Genomic DNA, 19,780 nt, shown 5'->3' on the forward strand with positions numbered 1-19,780 from the left:
TTAAGATAGAATTACAAGGTCAATATTGGATGACGTTAAGTTGTTAAGCAATTTATTGAAAACAGTTGTCGATAAAATTACTTTAAATAAACTCAAATGCGGTTTCCCGATGCAAACGGTGGTGATTTGCTTTTGGGCGACGACCTCTAAAATAGCATCCGTAATCTGTTTACTTTCCATTCGAATCACTTCGGCACCCAGCTGCGTGGCTAATTTGAAATTATTTATCAGATGCCGTTGTTTGTCGAGCGCAATTTTGTCGCTACTTTCTTTTGGTGTTTCTACATACAAAACATACCATTTACTATTGTAATAACTCGCTAATCGAGCCGTTTTTCTTATGATTGTCTTGGCTATTTTGTCGTTACTACTGATACAAGCCAATAATTTTTCATGTTTTATTGTAACATTTTTAGGCACTTCATTTTCCACTTTCCGATTTACTTGGCTGGCGACTTCTTTTAAAGCCAATTCCCGTAATTGTAAAATTTGATCGGATTTAAAAAAATTATTCAGCGCAGTCGGAATTTTATCCGCAGTATAAATTTTACCCTCTTTCAAACGGGCAATCAAATCCTCTGAAGTCAAATCGATATTCACCACCTCATCCGCTAGTTTCAAAACACTGTCAGGTATACGTTCCTGAACGTCAATATTCGTAATTCTTTTTACGTTTTCATTTAAACTTTCAATATGCTGAATATTTACTGCCGAAACCACATTTATTCCCGCTTCCAGAATCTCCAGAACATCCTGCCAACGTTTTTCGTTTTTGCTTCCTTCAATATTGGTATGCGCCAATTCATCTACAATCACGACTTCCGGCCGCAAATTTATTATGGCCTGAACGTCCATTTCTTCAAGCTGTTTGCCTTTATAAAAAAGTGTTCGTCTCGGGATGATTGGCAAACCTTCTAATAATTCGTGTGTTTCCTTACGATTATGCGTTTCTATATATCCGATTTTTACATCAATCCCATTTTTCAACAACGTATGTGCTTCCTGTAGCATACGAAAAGTTTTGCCTACACCGGCACTCATACCGATGTAGACTTTAAACTTTCCTTTACGTGATTTCTGAATTAAATCAAGAAAGTGTTTGATATTATTTTCTTTTTCGTGGTCCAATTTAGATTTAGGGTTTTATATTTTAGAAAAAATTAAAATGAAATAGCCAATGATGTAGTCAAAAATACATTTTGATTGCTTGCCAAATTGTCTTTCAAAAAGATATCATCTTTACTATTTAATGTTCTTGCCTCTAATCTAAACATTACATTATCAGTAGGTAAATAATCAAAATTAGCCGAAAAACCGTAGGTTTTAAATCCATTTGGAGTTCCTGTTGCAATAATAACTCCTTTTTCATCACTATAATATTCACCTCTTGCTGCCAATTGTATTTTAGTTGTCGGTTTGTATTGCGCTATTAAAATCGGTGAAAACCAAACATCATACTCGTCACTTTCTGTTACTTTTTGTTGCGCTCCAATATCAAAACCAGCTGTTAAACTTGTCTTTTCGGATACTTTAAATTGTCCGTAAAAATTATTGAAATAACGCCTTTTTCTGTCATTATCCGGTTGTTCATTCCCCACATACGTACTCCAATTCAACGTCGTTTTTGCATTTGGCTTATAGGTTACTTGTGTTCCAAAAGCCGGTGTTTGATTGCCATCAATTTTCTGGATGCGTTGCCATCCGTTCAAATACATCGCAGCCAAATACCATTTTTCACTTTTTGACGTATATCCAATTTTTACTCCTGCTTCGTAATACGGAGAATTATCAGCCAAAATACTTCTAGTCAAAGTGGCACAATCTTTACCAATCGCGCTTTCAAAACCAATATGTGACGGCATAATTCCCGCATCAATCCATAAATTTTGATTTTTAGAAATTTTTACTCCCACATTGGCTTCATATATATTTTTCAATAAACCCTGTTCTGCTGCCAAATTGTATTCGGCATACGTTCCGGCCATTAGGGCAAAATTCCCGCGAACATTGTCTTTAGCATAATTGACTTTTGCCAATCCTAAATTCAAATTGGCTTCATTGTGTTTGTTATGACTGTAAAAAAATCCGGGTCTGACGTGATTGTCGGGTCCGCCAAAATCATAACTGTAATACGTTTCTATATAACCCGAAAACGTGAAAGGACTTTTTTCTTTCCCACCTTCTTGAGCATTGATTGTCGTAAATCCGAAAGCTAATGAAGCGGAAACTATTATTTTTTTCATTGTTTTTTTCATTGCGAGGAACGAAGCAATCTCATCCTCATTATTTATATTAAGAGCCAATCCCGCTATCATTCCAAATCTTTTGTTTTTTTAAGGAAAAAACAAAAGGATTTTCCCTTCTATCGGGGCTAAAAAATTTGTTCTATACTTTATTCTTTTATTTCAGTTCATCCAAAGCTATATTCAACTCCAAAACATTTACAGTTGAAGTTCCCATAACAGTTGGTGTATTGATTTTGGTTTTCACTAAAGCTTTTACTTTTTCTTCTGATAATTTTCTTGTTGCCGCCACTCGTTTCACTTGAATTAGCGCCCCTTTTGGTGAAATATTCGGATCCAAACCACTACCGGAAGCCGTAACCATATCCGAAGGGATTTCAGATTTTTTAAGATAGGAATGTACAATTAAAAATGTATCAATCCTTTTTTGAACCAAAGCCAGATAATCCGCATTGCTCGGTCCTTTGTTACTTCCGGCACTTCCGGCAGCATTGTAATCCACCGCCGAAGGTCTTCCCCAAAAGTAGTGTGATTTATCGAATTTTTGTCCGATTTTTTGATACCCCACCACTTTTCCGTTTACGGTAACCGTTTCTCCTTTTCCTTTGTTAGGAGCTAATTGTGCTATTCCAAAAATCGCCATGGGATAAATGACAGCAAGCAATACCAGCATGAATAGTGTAAATTTGAGTATTGAAAATATATTTTTCATTTGTTTATTTTTTAAACCTAACCCGTTTTAAAAATCGGTTAGGAATGATTTTACATGAATAATGCTACAGCTAAATCGATTAATTTGATTCCGATAAATGGAATAATCAATCCACCAAGTCCATAAATCAATAGGTTCCTCTTCAAAATAGCACTGGCACCGATTGGTTTATAATCAACCCCTTTTAAAGCGAGCGGAATCAATATCGGAATGATAATCGCATTGAAAATCACTGCTGATAAAATGGCACTTTCCGGACTGTGCAATCGCATAATGTTCAAACCTTCTAGAGCAGGAATTGCCGTGATGAAAAGTGCCGGAACAATCGCAAAATATTTGGCCACATCATTCGCAATAGAGAACGTAGTAAGCGTTCCTCTAGTCATCAACAATTGTTTTCCTATTTCAATAATTTCAATTAACTTAGTTGGGTCATTGTCAAGATCGACCATGTTTCCTGCTTCTTTTGCTGCTTGTGTTCCGCTGTTCATGGCGACACCTACATCGGCTTGCGCCAAAGCGGGTGCGTCATTTGTTCCGTCACCCATCATCGCTACAAGTTTCCCGTTTTGTTGCTCATTCTTGATGTAGTTCATTTTATCTTCCGGTTTAGCTTCGGCAATAAAATCATCGACACCGGCAGCTTCTGCAATGAATTTGGCTGTCAAAGGATTATCTCCGGTAACCATTACCGTTTTTACCCCCATTTTTCTCAAACGGTCAAAACGTTCTTTCATTCCGGTTTTGATGATATCCTGCAATTCTATAACCCCTTGAACTTGGTTATTTTTAACCACCACCAAAGGCGTTCCTCCATTAGAGGATATTTCAATTACTTGTTGCGCTGTATCCTCTGGAAATGGATTTCCGGCTTTTTTGGCAATGTTTTTTACTGCATCCTGAGCGCCTTTTCTAATATCGGTTCCGTCTTTTAAAACAACACCGCTGGTTCTAGTTTCGGCTGTAAATTTGATTAAAGTTGCTCCTTCAATAGATAGTTTGTTCGCTACTTCAATTCCTGCCAGTTCCACAATACTTTTACCTTCCGGTGTATCATCGGCAAGTGAACTTAAAACTGCTGATTTGATAAAATCGTCTTCCGAAATTCCTTTTGCAGGATAAAAAGATGTTGCTTTTCGGTTTCCAATCGTGATGGTTCCTGTTTTATCCAAAAGCAATACATCAATATCGCCGGCAGTTTCGACTGCTTTTCCTGATTTTGTAATTACGTTAGCCCGTAAGGCTCGGTCCATTCCCGCAATCCCAATGGCGGAAAGCAGACCACCAATTGTTGTCGGAATTAAACAAACAAAAAGTGAAATAAAGGCGGCAATGGTTATCGGTGCGTTTGCATAATCCGCGAAAGGTTTTAAGGTCACGCAGACAATTACGAAAATCAACGTAAATGCTGCCAAAAGAATGGTTAATGCAATTTCATTTGGCGTTTTCTGACGACTGGCTCCTTCTACCAAAGCAATCATTTTATCCAAAAAACTTTCACCTGGTTCGTTTGTCACGATAACTTTTATTTTGTCCGATAACACTTTCGTTCCAACGGTTACAGACGATTTATCACCTCCTGATTCCCGAATGACAGGAGCACTCTCTCCAGTAATGGCACTTTCATCTATAGTGGCTAAACCTTCGATAATTTCACCATCAGTGGCAATTAAATCACCAGCTTCACAGATGAAAACATCGCCTTTCTTCAATTCGGAAGAACTGATATTTTTGATTTCGCCATTGGCTAAAACCAGCCTCGCCGGAGTTTCTTCTCGTGTTTTTCTTAAACTGTCGGCTTGTGCTTTCCCTCTGGCTTCGGCAATAGCTTCGGCAAAATTGGCAAACAATAGCGTTGCTAACAAAATTAAGAATACTATGAAATTATAAGTAAAACTGCCTTGATCCTGTGCGCCAAATAAAATGGCAATACATACTGCAAGCATAATGGCAGTCCCGATTTCTACGGTAAACATTACCGGATTTTTGAACATTATTTTAGGGTTAAGCTTAACAAAAGACTGCACTAAGGCATCTTTCACCTGCTTACCTTCAAATAATGAGTTGGATTTATTTTTAGTCATCTTGATCAATTATTTTAATGAAAAGTATTCTGCCAATGGTCCTAAAGCCAACGCCGGGAAGAACGATAAAGCGGCAATAATGGCGATTACGGCAAAAACCATGACTCCAAAAATGGTCGTATCTGTTTTTAAAGTTCCTGCACTTTCCGGAATGTATTTTTTATTGGCCAATAATCCTGCGATTGCCAAAGGTCCAATTATCGGAAGGAAACGACTCAATAACAAAACAATTGCTGTGGTGATATTCCAAAACGGATTATTGTCTCCTAAACCTTCAAATCCAGAACCGTTATTGGCTGCGCTTGAGGTATATTCATATAACATTTCCGAAAACCCATGATGACCGGGGTTGTTGAGCCATCCAGTGGCGTTTCCGCTGAACCAGTACCCCATTGCTGTATCATTTGCCGCAAAATAAGAAGCCAAAGCGGTTCCGGATAATATCAATAAAGGATGAAGAATAGCAATAAAAGCGGCGATTTTCACTTCACGGGCTTCAATTTTCTTCCCTAAAAATTCCGGTGTTCGACCAACCATTAATCCAGATATGAAAACGGCGAGAATAATGAAAATATAAAAGTTCAAAAATCCTACTCCGCATCCACCGTAAAACGCATTGACCATCATGGCCAGTAACTGCATAGCACCAGAAACCGACATCGAACTATCGTGCATACTATTGACCGAACCTGTTGAAATCACCGTTGTTGCTATGCTCCAAAATCCGGAAATAGCAGGTCCGAAGCGGACTTCCTTACCCTCCATAGCACCTGTAGACTGCATAATCCCCATTCTTTCGATAGCTGGATTTCCGTTCATTTCGCTGATAACTGTTGGCACTACTAAAAGTAGAAATCCAACGGTCATTACGCCAAAAATAATCTGCGATAACCTTCTTTTATTGAGATAAAAACCCAATGCAAAAATCATCGCAAACGGAATTATTAATTGTGCCCACAATTCAACCGCATTGGTAAAATAAGTAGGATTCTCTAATGGATGTGACGAGTTGGCTCCAAAAAATCCACCTCCATTGGTTCCGATATGTTTAATACCGATAAATGCTGCGGCAGGACCACGGGAAACTGAAACAGAATCACCCTGTAAAGTGGTAATTGTATCCTTTCCTTCAAAAGTCATTGGAGTTCCGCTAAATAACAAAGCAATTGCTACTATAGCAGAAAGCGGCAGTAAAATACGGGTACAGCTTTTGATGAAATAATTATAAAAATTTCCTAATGTATCTGTAGTTCTTTCTTTCATTGCAGTAAAAACCATTGCTGCGGCTGCCATTCCCACACCCGCAGAAACAAATTGCAGGAACATCAAAACCATCTGCGACAGATAGGAAACACCTGTTTCACCGGAATAATGCTGCAAATTGCAATTCACCACAAACGAAATAGCGGTATTGAATGCCAAATCGGGAGTCATGTTTGGATTATTATCCGGATTTAAAGGCATTGAACCCTGAAATAACAAAACAAAAAAGCAAAGAAAGAACCAAACCATGTTGACGCTTAAAAGCGCTTTTAAATGCTGTTTCCAGTTCATTTCTTCAGTTGCGTTGATGCCGCTGATTTTGAAAATAAATTTCTCAATTGGATTGAAAATCGGGTCAAGGAATGTTTTATCTCCCGTAAAAACTCTAGCAATATAGTTTCCGACAGGAACCGCTAAAATTATAGAGATAATAAAAATACTAATGACACCAAATAATTCTGTGTTCATAAAAAAATAGTTTATTTAGTTAAAATTTTTCGGGCTTGATTAATACATAAATCAAATAGCCAAAAACGGCCAGTGCGACAATAAATAGTGCAGTCATGGTTTAGATTTTTTCAAAAAATTCGACAGATTTAAAACAAATTGCAAATAGCAAAATGGCTAATGCGAGTAAAAGGATTGTAATTATCATATCTGTAGTTTATTGGATTATTAGAATTATAGACAATCGATCAAATAATTCAATCGATTAAACATGTTAAACTCCTGAGGTATTTATTTGCTTGATGTATTCCGCCTTTAACGATTTTGGGAAAAGATTTGAAATATTGCAATGGCGCATTTCCATAAAAGAGGAAACCGAAAAAAGATAGACATTGGAAATAGCCATTTTTGTTTCGTTGCTTCCTGTTGTCAATAATCGTTCAGCAAGTGCCAAACATTTTTTTGCTCTGGAAATATTTCCCGTAATAATTGCAGTCTTGGTGATTTCGGCGAAGCGTTCTGCTTGTTTGTAAATCGTGGTGACTTGATTTTTCATAAGAATGTTTTTTTATGTTCTTCATCGCTTATGCCAAAATACATTCCAAAAAGCCATCATAACCGTCAAAGCATTGCCAATTAAACCTTTGTGATTTATATGCCATAAAAAGCCATAAAAAAAGCCTATCAAAATGATAGGCTTTTCTCAAAACAATAGGTTTCCTATTGAATGTTGTATTCGTCTAATTTTCTATAAAGCGTTGCAATTCCTATTTCTAATAAGCGTGCGGTTTCTGCTTTGTTGCCTTTGGTATAATTCAATACTTTCTGAATATGTAATTTTTCGACACTTTGCATCGAAAAAGCAGATACTATTTTGTTTGTTTTATCGATTTGGTGTTGTATTTCGTAAGGCAACAATTCTTCGTTTAAAATCTCACCATCTACTAAAATAACGGAACGTTCAATCACATTTTTAAGTTCCCGGACATTTCCCGGCCAGTGATAGGTTTCTAGTTTATGGAGAAATTCAGTATCAATACTCACCGTTTTTTTATTTGTTTTAGCCGAAAATTGCGATGCAAAACTATGAGCCAATGGCGCAATATCTTTTATCCTTTCTCGCAAAGGTGGAATTTTAATTTCAAAAATATTCAACCTAAAATACAGATCCGAACGGAAACGGTGTTCTTCGCTTTCGGTTTTTAAATCGCGATTGGTTGCGGCAATTAGTCTGAAATTGGATTTTTTGGAAGTGGTATCACCTATTTGAATATATTCACTAGTTTCTAAAACCCTTAATAATTTGGCCTGCAATTCTATAGGCATTTCACCGATTTCATCTAGAAATAAGGTTCCTCCATTGGCTTCTTCAATAAATCCTTTTTTATCTTTTAAAGCACCGGTAAAAGCCCCTTGCTTGTGTCCGAATAATTCGCTTTCCAGGATTTCCTTACTGAAAGTACTACAATTTAATGCCACAAATGATTTACCGACACGGTTGCTGTTCTCATGAATGGCTTGGGCAAAAACTTCCTTTCCGGTTCCAGTTTCGCCAGTTAAAAGTACAGTGGAATCTGTTTTGGATACTCTTTTGGCTAAATCAATTACTTGTTCCAATGCTTTTGATTTCCCGATGATGTTATCGAAGGAATATTTATCAGAGATTCTTTTTTCGAGTTGTTTGACTTTCTTTTGCAATTGCACTTTTTCCAATGCTTTGTATAAGAGCGGAATGATTTTTTCATTGTCATCGCCTTTGACAATATAATCAAATGCCCCGTTTTTCATTGCCTGAACACCATCGGAAATTTTGCCGAAAGCCGTTAATAAGATAACTTCCACTAATGGAAAACTTCGCTTTATTTTTTGAACAAAATCGACACCATTACCATCGGGAAGTTTGACATCACAAAGCACGACATCAATATCATTATGTTCGAGTTTTTTGAAACCTGTTTTTAAATCCGGTGCTTCCAGAACTTCAAAACCTTCGGATTTTATAATTCTTGCGAGAAGTCCGCGAAGTTTTTGTTCGTCGTCAATAATAAGTATATTTTTCAAAACAGGCTCTATATAAATTTAATAAACAAAATTACATCTTTGCCTCTTTAGAGAGGTTATAATCTATTAATAAATTTTCATTATTTTAGGTTAAAACTTTAATATTAACCGAGTACAAATCCATACAATTACAAAATTTTCATGTCATGTAATGGCAAATAACTAGGGTTTTTTATAAAAACATCAAATTCATAACCCTGGGTCCCGAGTTTAAATCTTGGTCTCGCTACCAAAGCAAAAACCCTAAAATCAATATGTTAGGTTTTTTTTATGTTTAAAATTCAGTATATTCTTCAAACCTCAACCCCAGTAGTGACGTATTAAACTCCAAAGATCGAAATTTACCTTAAAAAACATATATCCAAAATATACTTCTTTTCTAAATGGTATCAAGTGAAACTCTGAAAATAAATGATTAGAACTAAATCATCCGTACTTAAATATTAATAAAATATCCTACATTAGTAAAATAAATCCGACTACCTAAATAATGACCATCCAACAATATCTTACCAAAGTTGAAACGCTTTATAAAACAGGAAACGCTCGTGAACATTCGTATCGTGGCGACCTTCAAAACCTCATCATGGCAATCTTACCAGATATTCTGGTGACCAATGAACCCGCAAGAGTTGCTTGTGGTGCGCCCGATTATGTACTGACCCGTAAAGACATTCCTGTTGGTTATATTGAAGCAAAAGATATTGGAGTGGACTTAGGAAGCAAAACCCTAAAAGAACAGTTTGACCGCTATAAATCCGGGCTATCAAATTTGGTATTTACCGATTATATGGATTTTCATTTTTATAAAGACGGAGAACTAACCACGAAAATTGCAATCGCTAAGTTGGAAAATGGTACGATTGTACCACAACCAGAAAACTTTGACCAGTTCACACAACTAATAAAGAATTTTGCTCAAACCGTATCACAAACTATCAAGTCACCAACTAAGTTGGCTCAAATGATGGCGGGCAAGGCAAAATTAATGGCGGATGTTATTGAGAAGTCACTAAATTATGACGACCAAGAAGGGAAACGCTCCACCATCAAATCGCAAATGCTGTCCTTCCAACAAATGTTGATACACGATATTGACAACAAATCATTTGCCGACATCTATTCTCAAACCATCGCCTATGGCATGTTTGCAGCCCGATACCACGACCCAACTTTACCGACATTCTCTCGTATGGAAGCCGCAGAGTTAATCCCTAAAAGCAACCCATTTTTGCGTAAATTATTTCAAGACATAGCGGGTTTTGATTTAGACACACGTTTAACTTGGATTGTAGATGAGTTGGTTAATATTTTCTTAGCTAGTGATGTGGCTCTCATTATGAAAAACTTTGGTAAAAGCACTAAACAGGAAGACCCTGTGGTTCACTTTTACGAAACATTTTTGGGGGAGTATAATCCCGCTTTGCGCAAAGCACGAGGTGTTTGGTACACACCGCAACCCGTAGTAAATTTTATAGTTCGAGCGGTTGATGACATTCTAAAAACTGAATTCGATTTACCACAAGGTTTGGCTGACACCAGCAAAATAAAAATCAAGAAAAAAGCAATTACCCAAACGGCTTCCAAAAAAAATGCCGTAATAAAAGAAGTTGAGGTAGAACACGAAGTACACAAAGTGCAAATATTGGACCCAGCCACTGGAACGGGAACTTTTTTAGCTGAGGTAGTGAAACACATCCATAAAAAATTTGAAGGTCAACAAGGCATTTGGAGCAAGTATGTAACCAAAGACCTCATCCCAAGATTGAATGGTTTTGAATTACTCATGGCGAGTTACGCAATGGCCCATCTAAAAATGGACATGCTATTGACCGAGACAGGATATAAACCAACAGATGACCAGCGTTTCCGCATTTTTTTAACTAACTCACTTGAAGAAGCGCATCCCGACACGGGAACGCTTTTTAGTTCTTGGCTATCTGATGAAGCCGACCAAGCTAATGCTATAAAACGTGATGCACCAGTAATGGTGGTTATGGGTAATCCACCTTATAGTGGTGTTTCCTCAAATAATGGGGAATGGATTAGTAAATTAATTGATGATTATAAATACATTGATGGCGAACATTTTAAAGAACGTAAGCATTGGTTGAATGATGATTATGTAAAATTTATGCGTTTTGGGCAACATTTTATTGATAAAAATGGAAGCGGTGTTTTAGCTTTTATTAACCCTCATGGCTTTTTAGACAATCCAACTTTTAGGGGAATGCGTTGGCATTTATTACAAAGTTTTGACAAAATTTACACAATAGACTTACACGGAAACAGTACAAAAAAAGAAGTTTGTCCCGATGGGTCACCCGACAAAAATGTTTTCGACATTATGCAAGGTGTTTCCATAAATATTTTTGTTAAAACTAATACGAAAAAGGTAGACGAATTAGGAAAAGTTTTTCATTATGATTTATTTGGCAAACGTGATTTAAAATATGATTTTCTATTAGAAAATTCATTAAATACAATTAATTTTAATGAGTTAAAACCCGAAAAACCATTTTTATTATTTGTTGCAAGAAATAATGAAGGCGCATCCGAATATAAACAAGGATTTGGTGTAAATGAAATTTTCACTATAAATTCAGTAGGTTCAGTCAGTGCAAATGATGGTTTAAATATTTCTTTTACTAAAGAAGAACAAAAAAATAAAATTATTGATATTTTAAGTATTCCAGAAAATCTATGGAGATTGAAATACAAAAGAGCTAAGGATGCAAGAGATTGGACATATTTATCTGCGTACAATGATGCTCTAAAAAATAATGATAATGAAAAATATGTTAAAACTTCCTACCGACCATTTGATATAAGATGGAGTTTATATACTGGAAATTCAAGAGGACTATATTCTAGTCCTCAACCTAAAGTTATGAAACATTTAATAAATGAAAATAACTTGGGATTAATTATTGGTAGACAAGGGCAAGCTGTTGGCTCAATGCCTTGGAATTTATCTTTTATAACAAATACAATTACGGACTTTAATATGTATTACAGAGGTGGCGGAATGTTATTCCCATTATACCTCTACCCAGAATCAAACATACAACAAACATTAGAAGGCAACAACACCAGAGTACCCAATATTAACCCAACAATTATAAAACAAATTGCTGACGGCTTAAGAATGACGTTCACCTACGAAAAGGAAACAGAAAGTAATGTTTGTTTTGCTAATAGTGACGAGGTCCGTCCAGAGTTTAGACAAAGTTTTGCACCAATTGATTTGCTAGATTATATTTATGCGGTTTTACATTCGCCAACATACCGAGAAAAATACAAAGAATTTTTAAAGATAGATTTTCCTCGTGTTCCTGCTCCAACCGATGCAGACCAATTCTGGAAATTGGTTCGTTTAGGCGGTGAGTTACGTCAAATTCATTTACTGGAAAGTCCTACTGTCGAGAAATACATTACCCAATATCCAGAAGACGGGGACAACATCGTGACCAAACCAGTGTATAAAAATGGTAACGTTTACATTAACGATGACCAACATTTTGCGAACGTTCCAGAAGTAGCTTGGAACTTTTACATCGGTGGCTATCAACCCGCTCAGAAATGGCTAAAAGACCGCAAGAACCGAGAACTCAATTATGACGACATATTGCACTACCAAAAAATTATCGTGGCCCTAAGTGAAACGGATAGGATTATGAAGGAAATAGATATAATAAAATTAGAGTAAATAACTTGACCAATGAAATTAGAAGAATTAGGAGAACAAGTACTAAGGGATTATAAATCTGTAAAATATTTTCCATTTGACAATGGGGCGGGTGCTCCATTTATACTTACATCTGACCCTTTGGGCTATCTCGAAGCTTGGTTGGAAAATTCACTTAGCGCAATCAAGCGGGATGGGAGCTCAAAACGAGATTCTATAACAAAGGCAATTTATTTTACCCAACTTTCGCAAGACTTTTATAATTCAGCACTAAGTGCTAAAATGCCATCAAAAGGAACACTACTATATTACTCATTCATTAATCTCGTGAAAGTCTATCTTTTAATGAATGGTCATAAGTTGGAAACAAAAACGGAACATCATGGTATTTCTTTACCTTCAACTTATAAAGATAAATTGAAGTTAATAAACCCAGCTGGCGATGGAATATCTATTTTTCATGAATTTGCAAAATTAATTGGAAAAGAGGTAGATAATACGACAGGAGCCGACATTTCATTTAAAGACCTATTAAATAGTTTACCCGAAGTTCATGAGATTGGATTTGCCCTAGGATTATTCCCAAATACCAAAAGAAGGTTTTTACCAATCGAACTGACAATTAGAACAAGCGCCAATAGAAAAACCATATACTATACAATATCTTATGAAAAGAGATTCGACAATCAAATGAAAGTCGACAAGCTAACAAAGGGTGTCTTTAAAAAAAAACTAACAAAACTTGATATCGAAAACGATTCATCGAGAGTCCATTTTAAATCAAACTTCAATGTTAGCTATACTCATAGCTCTGGCACAAGTTGGAATATTTGTTATCCAAAAATTGTTAGTGATATTTCCGAACTAAACCTCACACCGATGTTGACTCGTCAAGGATATCGTTTTTATTTAGATTTAGAGCCGACAAGATTACATCGTTTATCTTCTGTACTAGCATTTGCCTACTATCTTGGTACCGTTGCAAGGTACCGCCCTTCGCTAAATGAAGAAATATTAAAAGGTAAATATCAATCAATAATTAACGAAGCTATTATATCATGCCCAAATCAATTTTTCTACTTAATGGTTAGCCATATAACTAAACAAATATGCGCTATTCCAATGGCTAAAATAGATTAACGTATCAAAACCAAAACTGTATCAAAATAAATCTACTGTCAGCAATAAATGATACAAGTAAATGTACCAATATAATTCTTTAATTTATTTTTATGGAAAAAGCAATCATCATATCTCGTTGTTCTACAAATGAAAATCGCCACTGTTGCATGTTACTCGATTGTATACTTAAATAAATCGTCACCAAATCGTATACTTTTTAGCAATATTTGCTGTAGTTAAAAACAATTCAAGACAATAGCTTATATTGCAATACTAATAAATGCTATTGCGATGAAAGATCTAAAAAAGTATAGTAATAAAATAAAAGCCGCTTTTGTTTTACTGATTGTTATGTTTATCATCTTATTGAGTAATTTTAATACATTACAAAACTCTAAAAAAACGAATGAGAATATCAACGCCATCTATAATGACCGATTAGTTGTGTCTCGCTATATCTTTCAGTATGCAAATGAGCTTTATTTCATAAAAGCAAACGCAGTAGAAACAAAACTAAATGACACTCAAAAAAAGGAGCAGATTATAGCAGCATTGAAAAACATTCAAAACATAGATGAATTATATCTAAAAACTGTTTTAACTTCTAAAGAAAAAACATCCTTTGCTGCATTTTTGGCCTCTTGTTCTGCTATTAATAAAGATACCCAAAATAAAAACTGGAATCAAGTAAGTCATTCTGGTAATCAAGCTTTACAAACACTAGAATTACTATCGCAAATTCAAAGTAAGGAGGGTAAGTCAAAATTGACAAACTCAAATACCTTGTATAACGACAATAACATTCTAGGACAACTTCAGATTGCGTTGCTGGTCATTTTAGGTGGTATCTCCTTATATTTATTAATGGCAAAGAAAAACAAGATAAATATAAAAATACCTGAACCTCAAAGTATGAATTAATTATAGGTTCCAAGTATTTCTATTCTAATCTAAAATTATATACAGAAATTAAATTCTAAAAGATATAAGGCTTAAATTTTATTCATATGAATAAAATTAAAAGCACAATCAAGACTTACTTAGTCTTAATCAGGATGACGCCACTCGCACCTTGAGCTCCATAAATAGATGCAGCAGCATCTTTTAATACACTTACACTTTTAACATTATTTGGAGAAATATAATCAATACTTGATACAATAACGCCATCAACAACAAATAATGGATCTCCAATATTCCGAATTGAACTCACTCCTCTAATGGTTATTCTATTGTCCCTCGTAACAGTAACTCCTGCTAAGCGCCCTCTTATAAGGTCATAAATAGTATTATAAATACTTGAGTTTTTATCGTTTTGAGCATCTAAACTTTGTGCTGTATTAACTTTATATTGCTTATCCACTTCAGAATAACCGATACTAATCTTATCGCCATTTTTTGCTCGATCTTTTATGGATTTTTGCGATTCTAAAAACATGAAATTCATTACATTTTCATTATTAAATTTAGAAGACAACAAACCAAATTTATAGGAGTACACATTAATAGCAGCTACTTTTTCAGGAAGTAAAACTTCAAAATCCCCTTTACTATTTGTCGAAACATTTGAATAAATAGAATCCAAATATATCCTTGCATTTGCTACTGGTTTACTCTTGTTATCCATAACCTTTCCCGTCAGCTTATTTTGCGCATGACCAAAACCAACGAATACGAAGAATATAACTACCAATGTTCTAGAAATTTTCATAATGCTATAATTTATAAATTTTATTAAATGTACTAAAAAAGTAATCTCAAAATATTTTTTTTACCAAAAATAGATTTAAACATTAAGTAACTGAACAGCAAATAGTTAAATACGGTTTTAAAAAAAAATAAAATCCCACCTGTTTCATTGTATCTCTTTTACTGAATTTAATTTTTAAAATATTGCACGAAATACCGCAATAAAAACATAACTAACTGATTTTTAACAAATATAGAATAGAATTTAAAGATGAAATTAAATCTATTCAATAGATTTACTGAGTAGCTATTTATAAAAAAAATTATCTAAAACTCAATTATTTAACATTCACAGCAACTTAAAAACAACTTTAAGTGTTTTTAATCGGTTAAATAATGTATTTTATCGATTATCAAATTGTTTTTATTAAATATTTAATTTAGATTTGAGCACCTAAATTTAACAACATGAAAAAAATTACCTATGTAGCATTGTTTTTATTGTTCTTTAATGGCGTAACATTTGCCCAGAATAAAACAACACTAAAAAAAGCTCAAGAATATTTAAAGGCAAAAGGAGAAGTAGTTTTTACTTTTAAAGCCAATAGCCAAAGTCAATTTGAAGAAATAAATAAAATTGTCTCCATAAGCCATAAAAAAGTTGACAGTAAAGATTTACAAGCAGAAGCATATGCAACCAGTGAGCAATTTAAAAAATTTCTTGCTTTTGGATTACCATACAATGTTACTGCAACTGATAATGAAATTCCAAAAGAACCTACTTCCCTAACCAGCAGAACTACAGCCGCATGGGATACCAGTTGGAACGCTTATCCAAAATATTCAGAATATGTGGCAAAAATGCAATATTGGGCTACAACTTATCCAAATTTATGTACGCTACAAGCTATTGGGTCAACTCCAAATGGCAGAACATTATATATTCTTAAAATTTCTGACAATGCTTCATCAGATGAAACAGAACCGGAATTTTTATATACCTCATCAATGCACGGTGATGAAATCACAGGTTACCCAACCATGCTGAGATTTATAGATTATCTGTTAACCAATTATGGTTCAAATTCAGAAGTTGCAAACATCATTAATGGTACCGAGATTTTCATTTGTCCATTAGCAAATCCAGATGGTTCATACAAAACAGCGGGAAATGACATTATGAATTCTACTGGAAATACTGCAACCAGAGCCAATGCAAATGGATATGACTTAAATAGAAATTATCCTGATCCGTTAAATGGATTACATCCTGATAGTGGGTTACAAACTAATCCTGTTTACCAACCGGAAACCCAAGCATTTCTTGCTTTTGAAAGAACACGTAACTTTGTTTTAGCGGCAAATTATCACGGTGGAGCTGAAGTTGTAAATTTTCCATGGGATACTTATCCTACAACTGGCGGAGCCAACATACATCCTCATGACAACTATTTTAAATATATTTCTACCGAATATGCCTCATTATGTCAAACTGCTGATGGAAATAATTTATATATGGATGATGTGTTTGGAACCGGTCAATTTCCAGGGACTACAAATGGCTCAGCTTGGTATACCGTTGCTGGAGGAAGACAAGATTACAACAACTATTTCAACCATAGCAAAGAGGTAACCATTGAAGTATCTGCAACCAAATTCCCTGCTGCATCAACACTTCCAACCTTTTGGAACAACAACAGACAAGCTATTTTAAACTATGTAAAACAAGCAAGTTATGGTTTAAATGGTGTCGTTACCAATGCTTCAGGAAATCCAATTCACGCTAAAGTATATATTAATGGTTATGACTTAAAGGGATCTTGGGTTGAAACATCTACAACTAAAGGAGATTATCATAAAGTATTAATCGCTGGAACCTACACTATTATTTTTGAAGCTCCGGGTTATACTTCGCAAACACAATCAGTAACCGTTTCTAATGGATCCGCTACTTTGCTTAATATTACAATGGTACCAACTTCTAGTTTGGCAGTTGCTAATGACGTTACAATTTGTCAAGGTCAGACCACAGCATTATCTGCTAGCGGAACCGGAACTGTAAAATGGTATGCTTCCGCAAATGCAACTACTCCTATAACAACGGGTCCTATCTATACGACGCCATCATTACATACGAATACTTCTTATTTTACAGAAAACGAAATTACTCTAGCCAATATAGGCCCTGCAACTGCATCTGGAACTTCTTCCAATAATACTGCCGTTGCTAACCGATATTTGATTTTCAATTGTACTATACCTACAAAATTAAAGTCGGTACTAGTAAATGCTTCTGCAGTTGGTCAAATTCTTGTAGAATTACAAGATAGTACAGGTACAATGTTAGAATCAAAAGTAGTTCTGATTACTGCTTCTGGTAGCCAAGATATCGATTTAGATTTCTTTTTGCCTGCGCAAAATAACTTACGATTAGTTTCAAGACAATTATCGTATACAAACTTAACCGTTGCAACTTCTGGAATTACGTATCCATTGACAAACGGAACAGTTTCAATTACTGCTAATAGCGGTTCAGGAACTTTCTTTCCGTTTTTTAATTGGAAATTTAGTCCCTTAAAAAGCAATCGTGATGAAGTAGTGGTAACTGTAAAACCAAACCCTACAGCATCTTCTGTTTCTCCAACCTCAATAGCATCAGGAAGCAGTGCCTTTACATTAACGGTAAATGGATCTGATTTTGTTAATGGAGAATCTATTATAAGATGGAATGGAACAGATAGACCTACCACTTTTGTAAGCGCAACAGAACTTACTGCTATAATCAACGCTGATGATATTGCTTCAGGCGGAACAGCAAATGTCACACTATACAATACCTGTAACGACACTACAACTGGAGGTCAAACATTTACTATCGAATCCATTTGTTCTCCTGTTCCTGATTTAGCCAATTTACCAACTGTAACCGGACAATGTTCCATTGCAGTAACAGCTCCAACAGCTACTAGTACTTGTGCCGGCGTAATTACTGGAACTACGGCTGATCCTTTAACGTATACAATTCAAGGCACTTACACTATCCTGTGGACGTATGATGATGGTAATGGAAATACATCCACCCAAAACCAAACTATCCTTATTGATGATACTATTGCGGCAGTTGCAGACGTGACTTCTTTGGCTACAGTAACCGGACAATCTTCGGCTACGGTTACTGCCCCTACTGCTACTGATGCCTGTATCGGAACTATTACCGGAACAACTACCAGCCCTTTGACGTATTCAACTCAAGGAACCTATACTGTTGTTTGGACCTATAACGATGGAAATGGAAATACTTCCACTCAAGATCAAATAATAACTATTGCTGATACAATAGCCCCATCAACACCTACAAATTTAACTGCTTCCGGAACATCTCAAACGACTACCAATTTATCTTGGACAGCCTCAACAGATAACAGTAGTGTAACTGGATATGATGTTTATAAAGGAGTAACATTGTTAGGAACAGTTACCGCTAATTCTTATGTTGTAACTGGATTAACAGCTACAACCGCATATACGTTCTCCGTAAGAGCAAAAGATGCAGTAGGAAATGTTTCTCCTTCTAGTGATGCTGTAAATATAACAACACTTGCTAACACTGTAACGTATTGTGCATCCATGGGAAGTAGTGTTACTCGTGAAAAAATTGGTAAAGTAGTTTTCGGAACAATCAACAATACTTCAACTGGCGGAACGGGTTATGAAAATTACACTGCTATTTCAACAAATGTTACTCGAGGAACGGCCAATACAATTACCATCACTCCATCTTGGACTTCAACAAAATACAAAGAAGGATATGCCGTTTGGATCGATTACAATAGAGATGGCGATTTTACAGATGCTGGGGAACTAGTATGGTCAAAAGCGGCATCAACAACAACACCTGTTTCCGGAATATTTACGATTCCCGCAACCGCGGCAACTGGCGCAACGAGAATGAGAGTTTCTATGAGATATAACGGAATTCCTTCTTCATGTGGAACATTTACTGCTGGACAAGTTGAAGATTATACTGTAAATATTGTTTCTTCTACTGCCAGATTAATTGAATCTACTAAGCTACAAGAGATCAATATATATCCGAACCCTGTAAAAGGTGCTGTCTTAAATGTATCGTCAGCCGAAAACGCTACCTACAGAGTTATTAATTTACTTGGACAAGAAGTTTCAAAAGGAAAAGTTGAAAATGGAGCTATTTCAGTTACAAATATTAACACCGGTACTTATTTACTAGAAATAACTACAAACGGACAAGTTGTAATAAAACGTTTCATTAAGCAATAATAATTTCAAATTTTATACTAAAAAGCTATCTCGATTCGAGGTAGCTTTTTTTTTGCTATGTGGACAAAAAAGTGTTTTTTCTATTAAAACATTTTTGTCCGATAAAAAAGTATATGGCTGTCCGCTTTGTGGGCTAACTTTATTTTTTTGTCGCAGATTTAATGGATTTCTCCAA

Annotated in this window: 13 protein-coding genes; 4 read left to right on the forward strand and 9 right to left on the reverse strand. The window is 35.3% G+C overall.

All coding sequences use genetic code 11. From position 1 onward, the window contains the following. The 8 genes from QLS97_RS16405 to QLS97_RS16440 all read right to left on the reverse strand — a co-directional run bounded on the left by QLS97_RS16405 (position 1) and on the right by QLS97_RS16440 (position 8,810). Positions 1–1,128 carry a sensor protein KdpD gene (locus tag QLS97_RS16405; RefSeq protein WP_282718160.1) on the reverse strand — a complete coding sequence of 376 codons (1,128 nt, stop codon included), beginning with the start codon at positions 1,126–1,128 and terminating at the stop codon, positions 1–3. Between the two features lie 32 nt (positions 1,129–1,160). Continuing rightward, positions 1,161–2,243 (reverse strand): porin, encoded by a 1,083-nt coding sequence (locus QLS97_RS16410; RefSeq protein ID WP_282718163.1) that lies wholly within the window; start codon positions 2,241–2,243, stop codon positions 1,161–1,163. Positions 2,244–2,400: 157 nt separating this feature from the next. Beyond that, positions 2,401–2,955, reverse strand: a complete 555-nt coding sequence (locus tag QLS97_RS16415; protein ID WP_282718165.1) for a K(+)-transporting ATPase subunit C — start codon at positions 2,953–2,955, stop codon at positions 2,401–2,403. Between the two features lie 50 nt (positions 2,956–3,005). Next, positions 3,006–5,039 (reverse strand): potassium-transporting ATPase subunit KdpB, encoded by a 2,034-nt coding sequence (kdpB, locus tag QLS97_RS16420; protein WP_282718167.1) that lies wholly within the window; start codon positions 5,037–5,039, stop codon positions 3,006–3,008. 9 nt (positions 5,040–5,048) lie between these two features. Beyond that, the gene (gene kdpA, locus QLS97_RS16425; RefSeq protein WP_282718169.1) at positions 5,049–6,770 is read right to left on the reverse strand and encodes a potassium-transporting ATPase subunit KdpA; all 1,722 of its coding nucleotides are present in this window, start codon (positions 6,768–6,770) and stop codon (positions 5,049–5,051) included. A 19-nt stretch (positions 6,771–6,789) separates the two neighbouring features. Beyond that, positions 6,790–6,867 carry a K(+)-transporting ATPase subunit F gene (gene kdpF, locus QLS97_RS16430; protein WP_144889189.1) on the reverse strand — a complete coding sequence of 26 codons (78 nt, stop codon included), beginning with the start codon at positions 6,865–6,867 and terminating at the stop codon, positions 6,790–6,792. A 156-nt stretch (positions 6,868–7,023) separates the two neighbouring features. After that, positions 7,024–7,305: a DUF7674 family protein gene (locus QLS97_RS16435; RefSeq protein ID WP_282718171.1), complete on the reverse strand. Its 282-nt coding sequence runs from the start codon at positions 7,303–7,305 to the stop codon at positions 7,024–7,026. A gap of 164 nt (positions 7,306–7,469) precedes the next feature. Then, on the reverse strand, positions 7,470–8,810 hold the full coding sequence (locus QLS97_RS16440) for a sigma-54-dependent transcriptional regulator (protein ID WP_282718173.1): 1,341 nt from the start codon (positions 8,808–8,810) through the stop codon (positions 7,470–7,472). Positions 8,811–9,300: 490 nt separating this feature from the next. Between QLS97_RS16440 and QLS97_RS16445 the strand changes: the two genes are divergently transcribed. The 3 genes from QLS97_RS16445 (at position 9,301) to QLS97_RS16455 (ending at position 14,541) form a co-directional block, all read left to right on the forward strand. After that, positions 9,301–12,519, forward strand: a complete 3,219-nt coding sequence (locus QLS97_RS16445) for a type ISP restriction/modification enzyme (RefSeq protein ID WP_282718175.1) — start codon at positions 9,301–9,303, stop codon at positions 12,517–12,519. A gap of 12 nt (positions 12,520–12,531) precedes the next feature. Continuing rightward, a complete protein-coding gene (locus QLS97_RS16450) occupies positions 12,532–13,638 on the forward strand; it encodes a YaaC family protein (protein WP_282718177.1) in 1,107 nt (368 codons plus the stop codon). Positions 13,639–13,911: 273 nt separating this feature from the next. Then, positions 13,912–14,541 carry an MCP four helix bundle domain-containing protein gene (locus QLS97_RS16455; protein ID WP_282718179.1) on the forward strand — a complete coding sequence of 210 codons (630 nt, stop codon included), beginning with the start codon at positions 13,912–13,914 and terminating at the stop codon, positions 14,539–14,541. A gap of 115 nt (positions 14,542–14,656) precedes the next feature. Here QLS97_RS16455 and QLS97_RS16460 read toward each other — a convergent pair whose 3' ends face one another. After that, the gene (locus QLS97_RS16460; protein ID WP_282718180.1) at positions 14,657–15,331 is read right to left on the reverse strand and encodes a TonB-dependent receptor plug domain-containing protein; all 675 of its coding nucleotides are present in this window, start codon (positions 15,329–15,331) and stop codon (positions 14,657–14,659) included. A 446-nt stretch (positions 15,332–15,777) separates the two neighbouring features. Between QLS97_RS16460 and QLS97_RS16465 the strand changes: the two genes are divergently transcribed. After that, on the forward strand, positions 15,778–19,605 hold the full coding sequence (locus tag QLS97_RS16465) for a M14 family zinc carboxypeptidase (protein ID WP_282718181.1): 3,828 nt from the start codon (positions 15,778–15,780) through the stop codon (positions 19,603–19,605). Positions 19,606–19,780: the final 175 nt, after the last annotated feature.

The sequence above is a fragment of the Flavobacterium yafengii genome (genome assembly GCF_030010375.1).
GTDB lineage: Bacteria > Bacteroidota > Bacteroidia > Flavobacteriales > Flavobacteriaceae > Flavobacterium > Flavobacterium yafengii.

Coding starts and splice junctions, on each gene's coding strand:
- QLS97_RS16410 (WP_282718163.1), bottom strand. CDS start 2,243: ATGAAAAAAATAATAGTTTCCGCTTCATTAGCTTTCGGATTTACGACA.
- QLS97_RS16415 (WP_282718165.1), bottom strand. CDS start 2,955: ATGAAAAATATATTTTCAATACTCAAATTTACACTATTCATGCTGGTA.
- kdpB (WP_282718167.1), bottom strand. CDS start 5,039: ATGACTAAAAATAAATCCAACTCATTATTTGAAGGTAAGCAGGTGAAA.
- kdpA (WP_282718169.1), bottom strand. CDS start 6,770: ATGAACACAGAATTATTTGGTGTCATTAGTATTTTTATTATCTCTATA.
- kdpF (WP_144889189.1), bottom strand. CDS start 6,867: ATGACTGCACTATTTATTGTCGCACTGGCCGTTTTTGGCTATTTGATT.
- QLS97_RS16435 (WP_282718171.1), bottom strand. CDS start 7,305: ATGAAAAATCAAGTCACCACGATTTACAAACAAGCAGAACGCTTCGCC.
- QLS97_RS16445 (WP_282718175.1), top strand. CDS start 9,301: ATGACCATCCAACAATATCTTACCAAAGTTGAAACGCTTTATAAAACA.
- QLS97_RS16450 (WP_282718177.1), top strand. CDS start 12,532: ATGAAATTAGAAGAATTAGGAGAACAAGTACTAAGGGATTATAAATCT.
- QLS97_RS16455 (WP_282718179.1), top strand. CDS start 13,912: ATGAAAGATCTAAAAAAGTATAGTAATAAAATAAAAGCCGCTTTTGTT.
- QLS97_RS16460 (WP_282718180.1), bottom strand. CDS start 15,331: ATGAAAATTTCTAGAACATTGGTAGTTATATTCTTCGTATTCGTTGGT.
- QLS97_RS16465 (WP_282718181.1), top strand. CDS start 15,778: ATGAAAAAAATTACCTATGTAGCATTGTTTTTATTGTTCTTTAATGGC.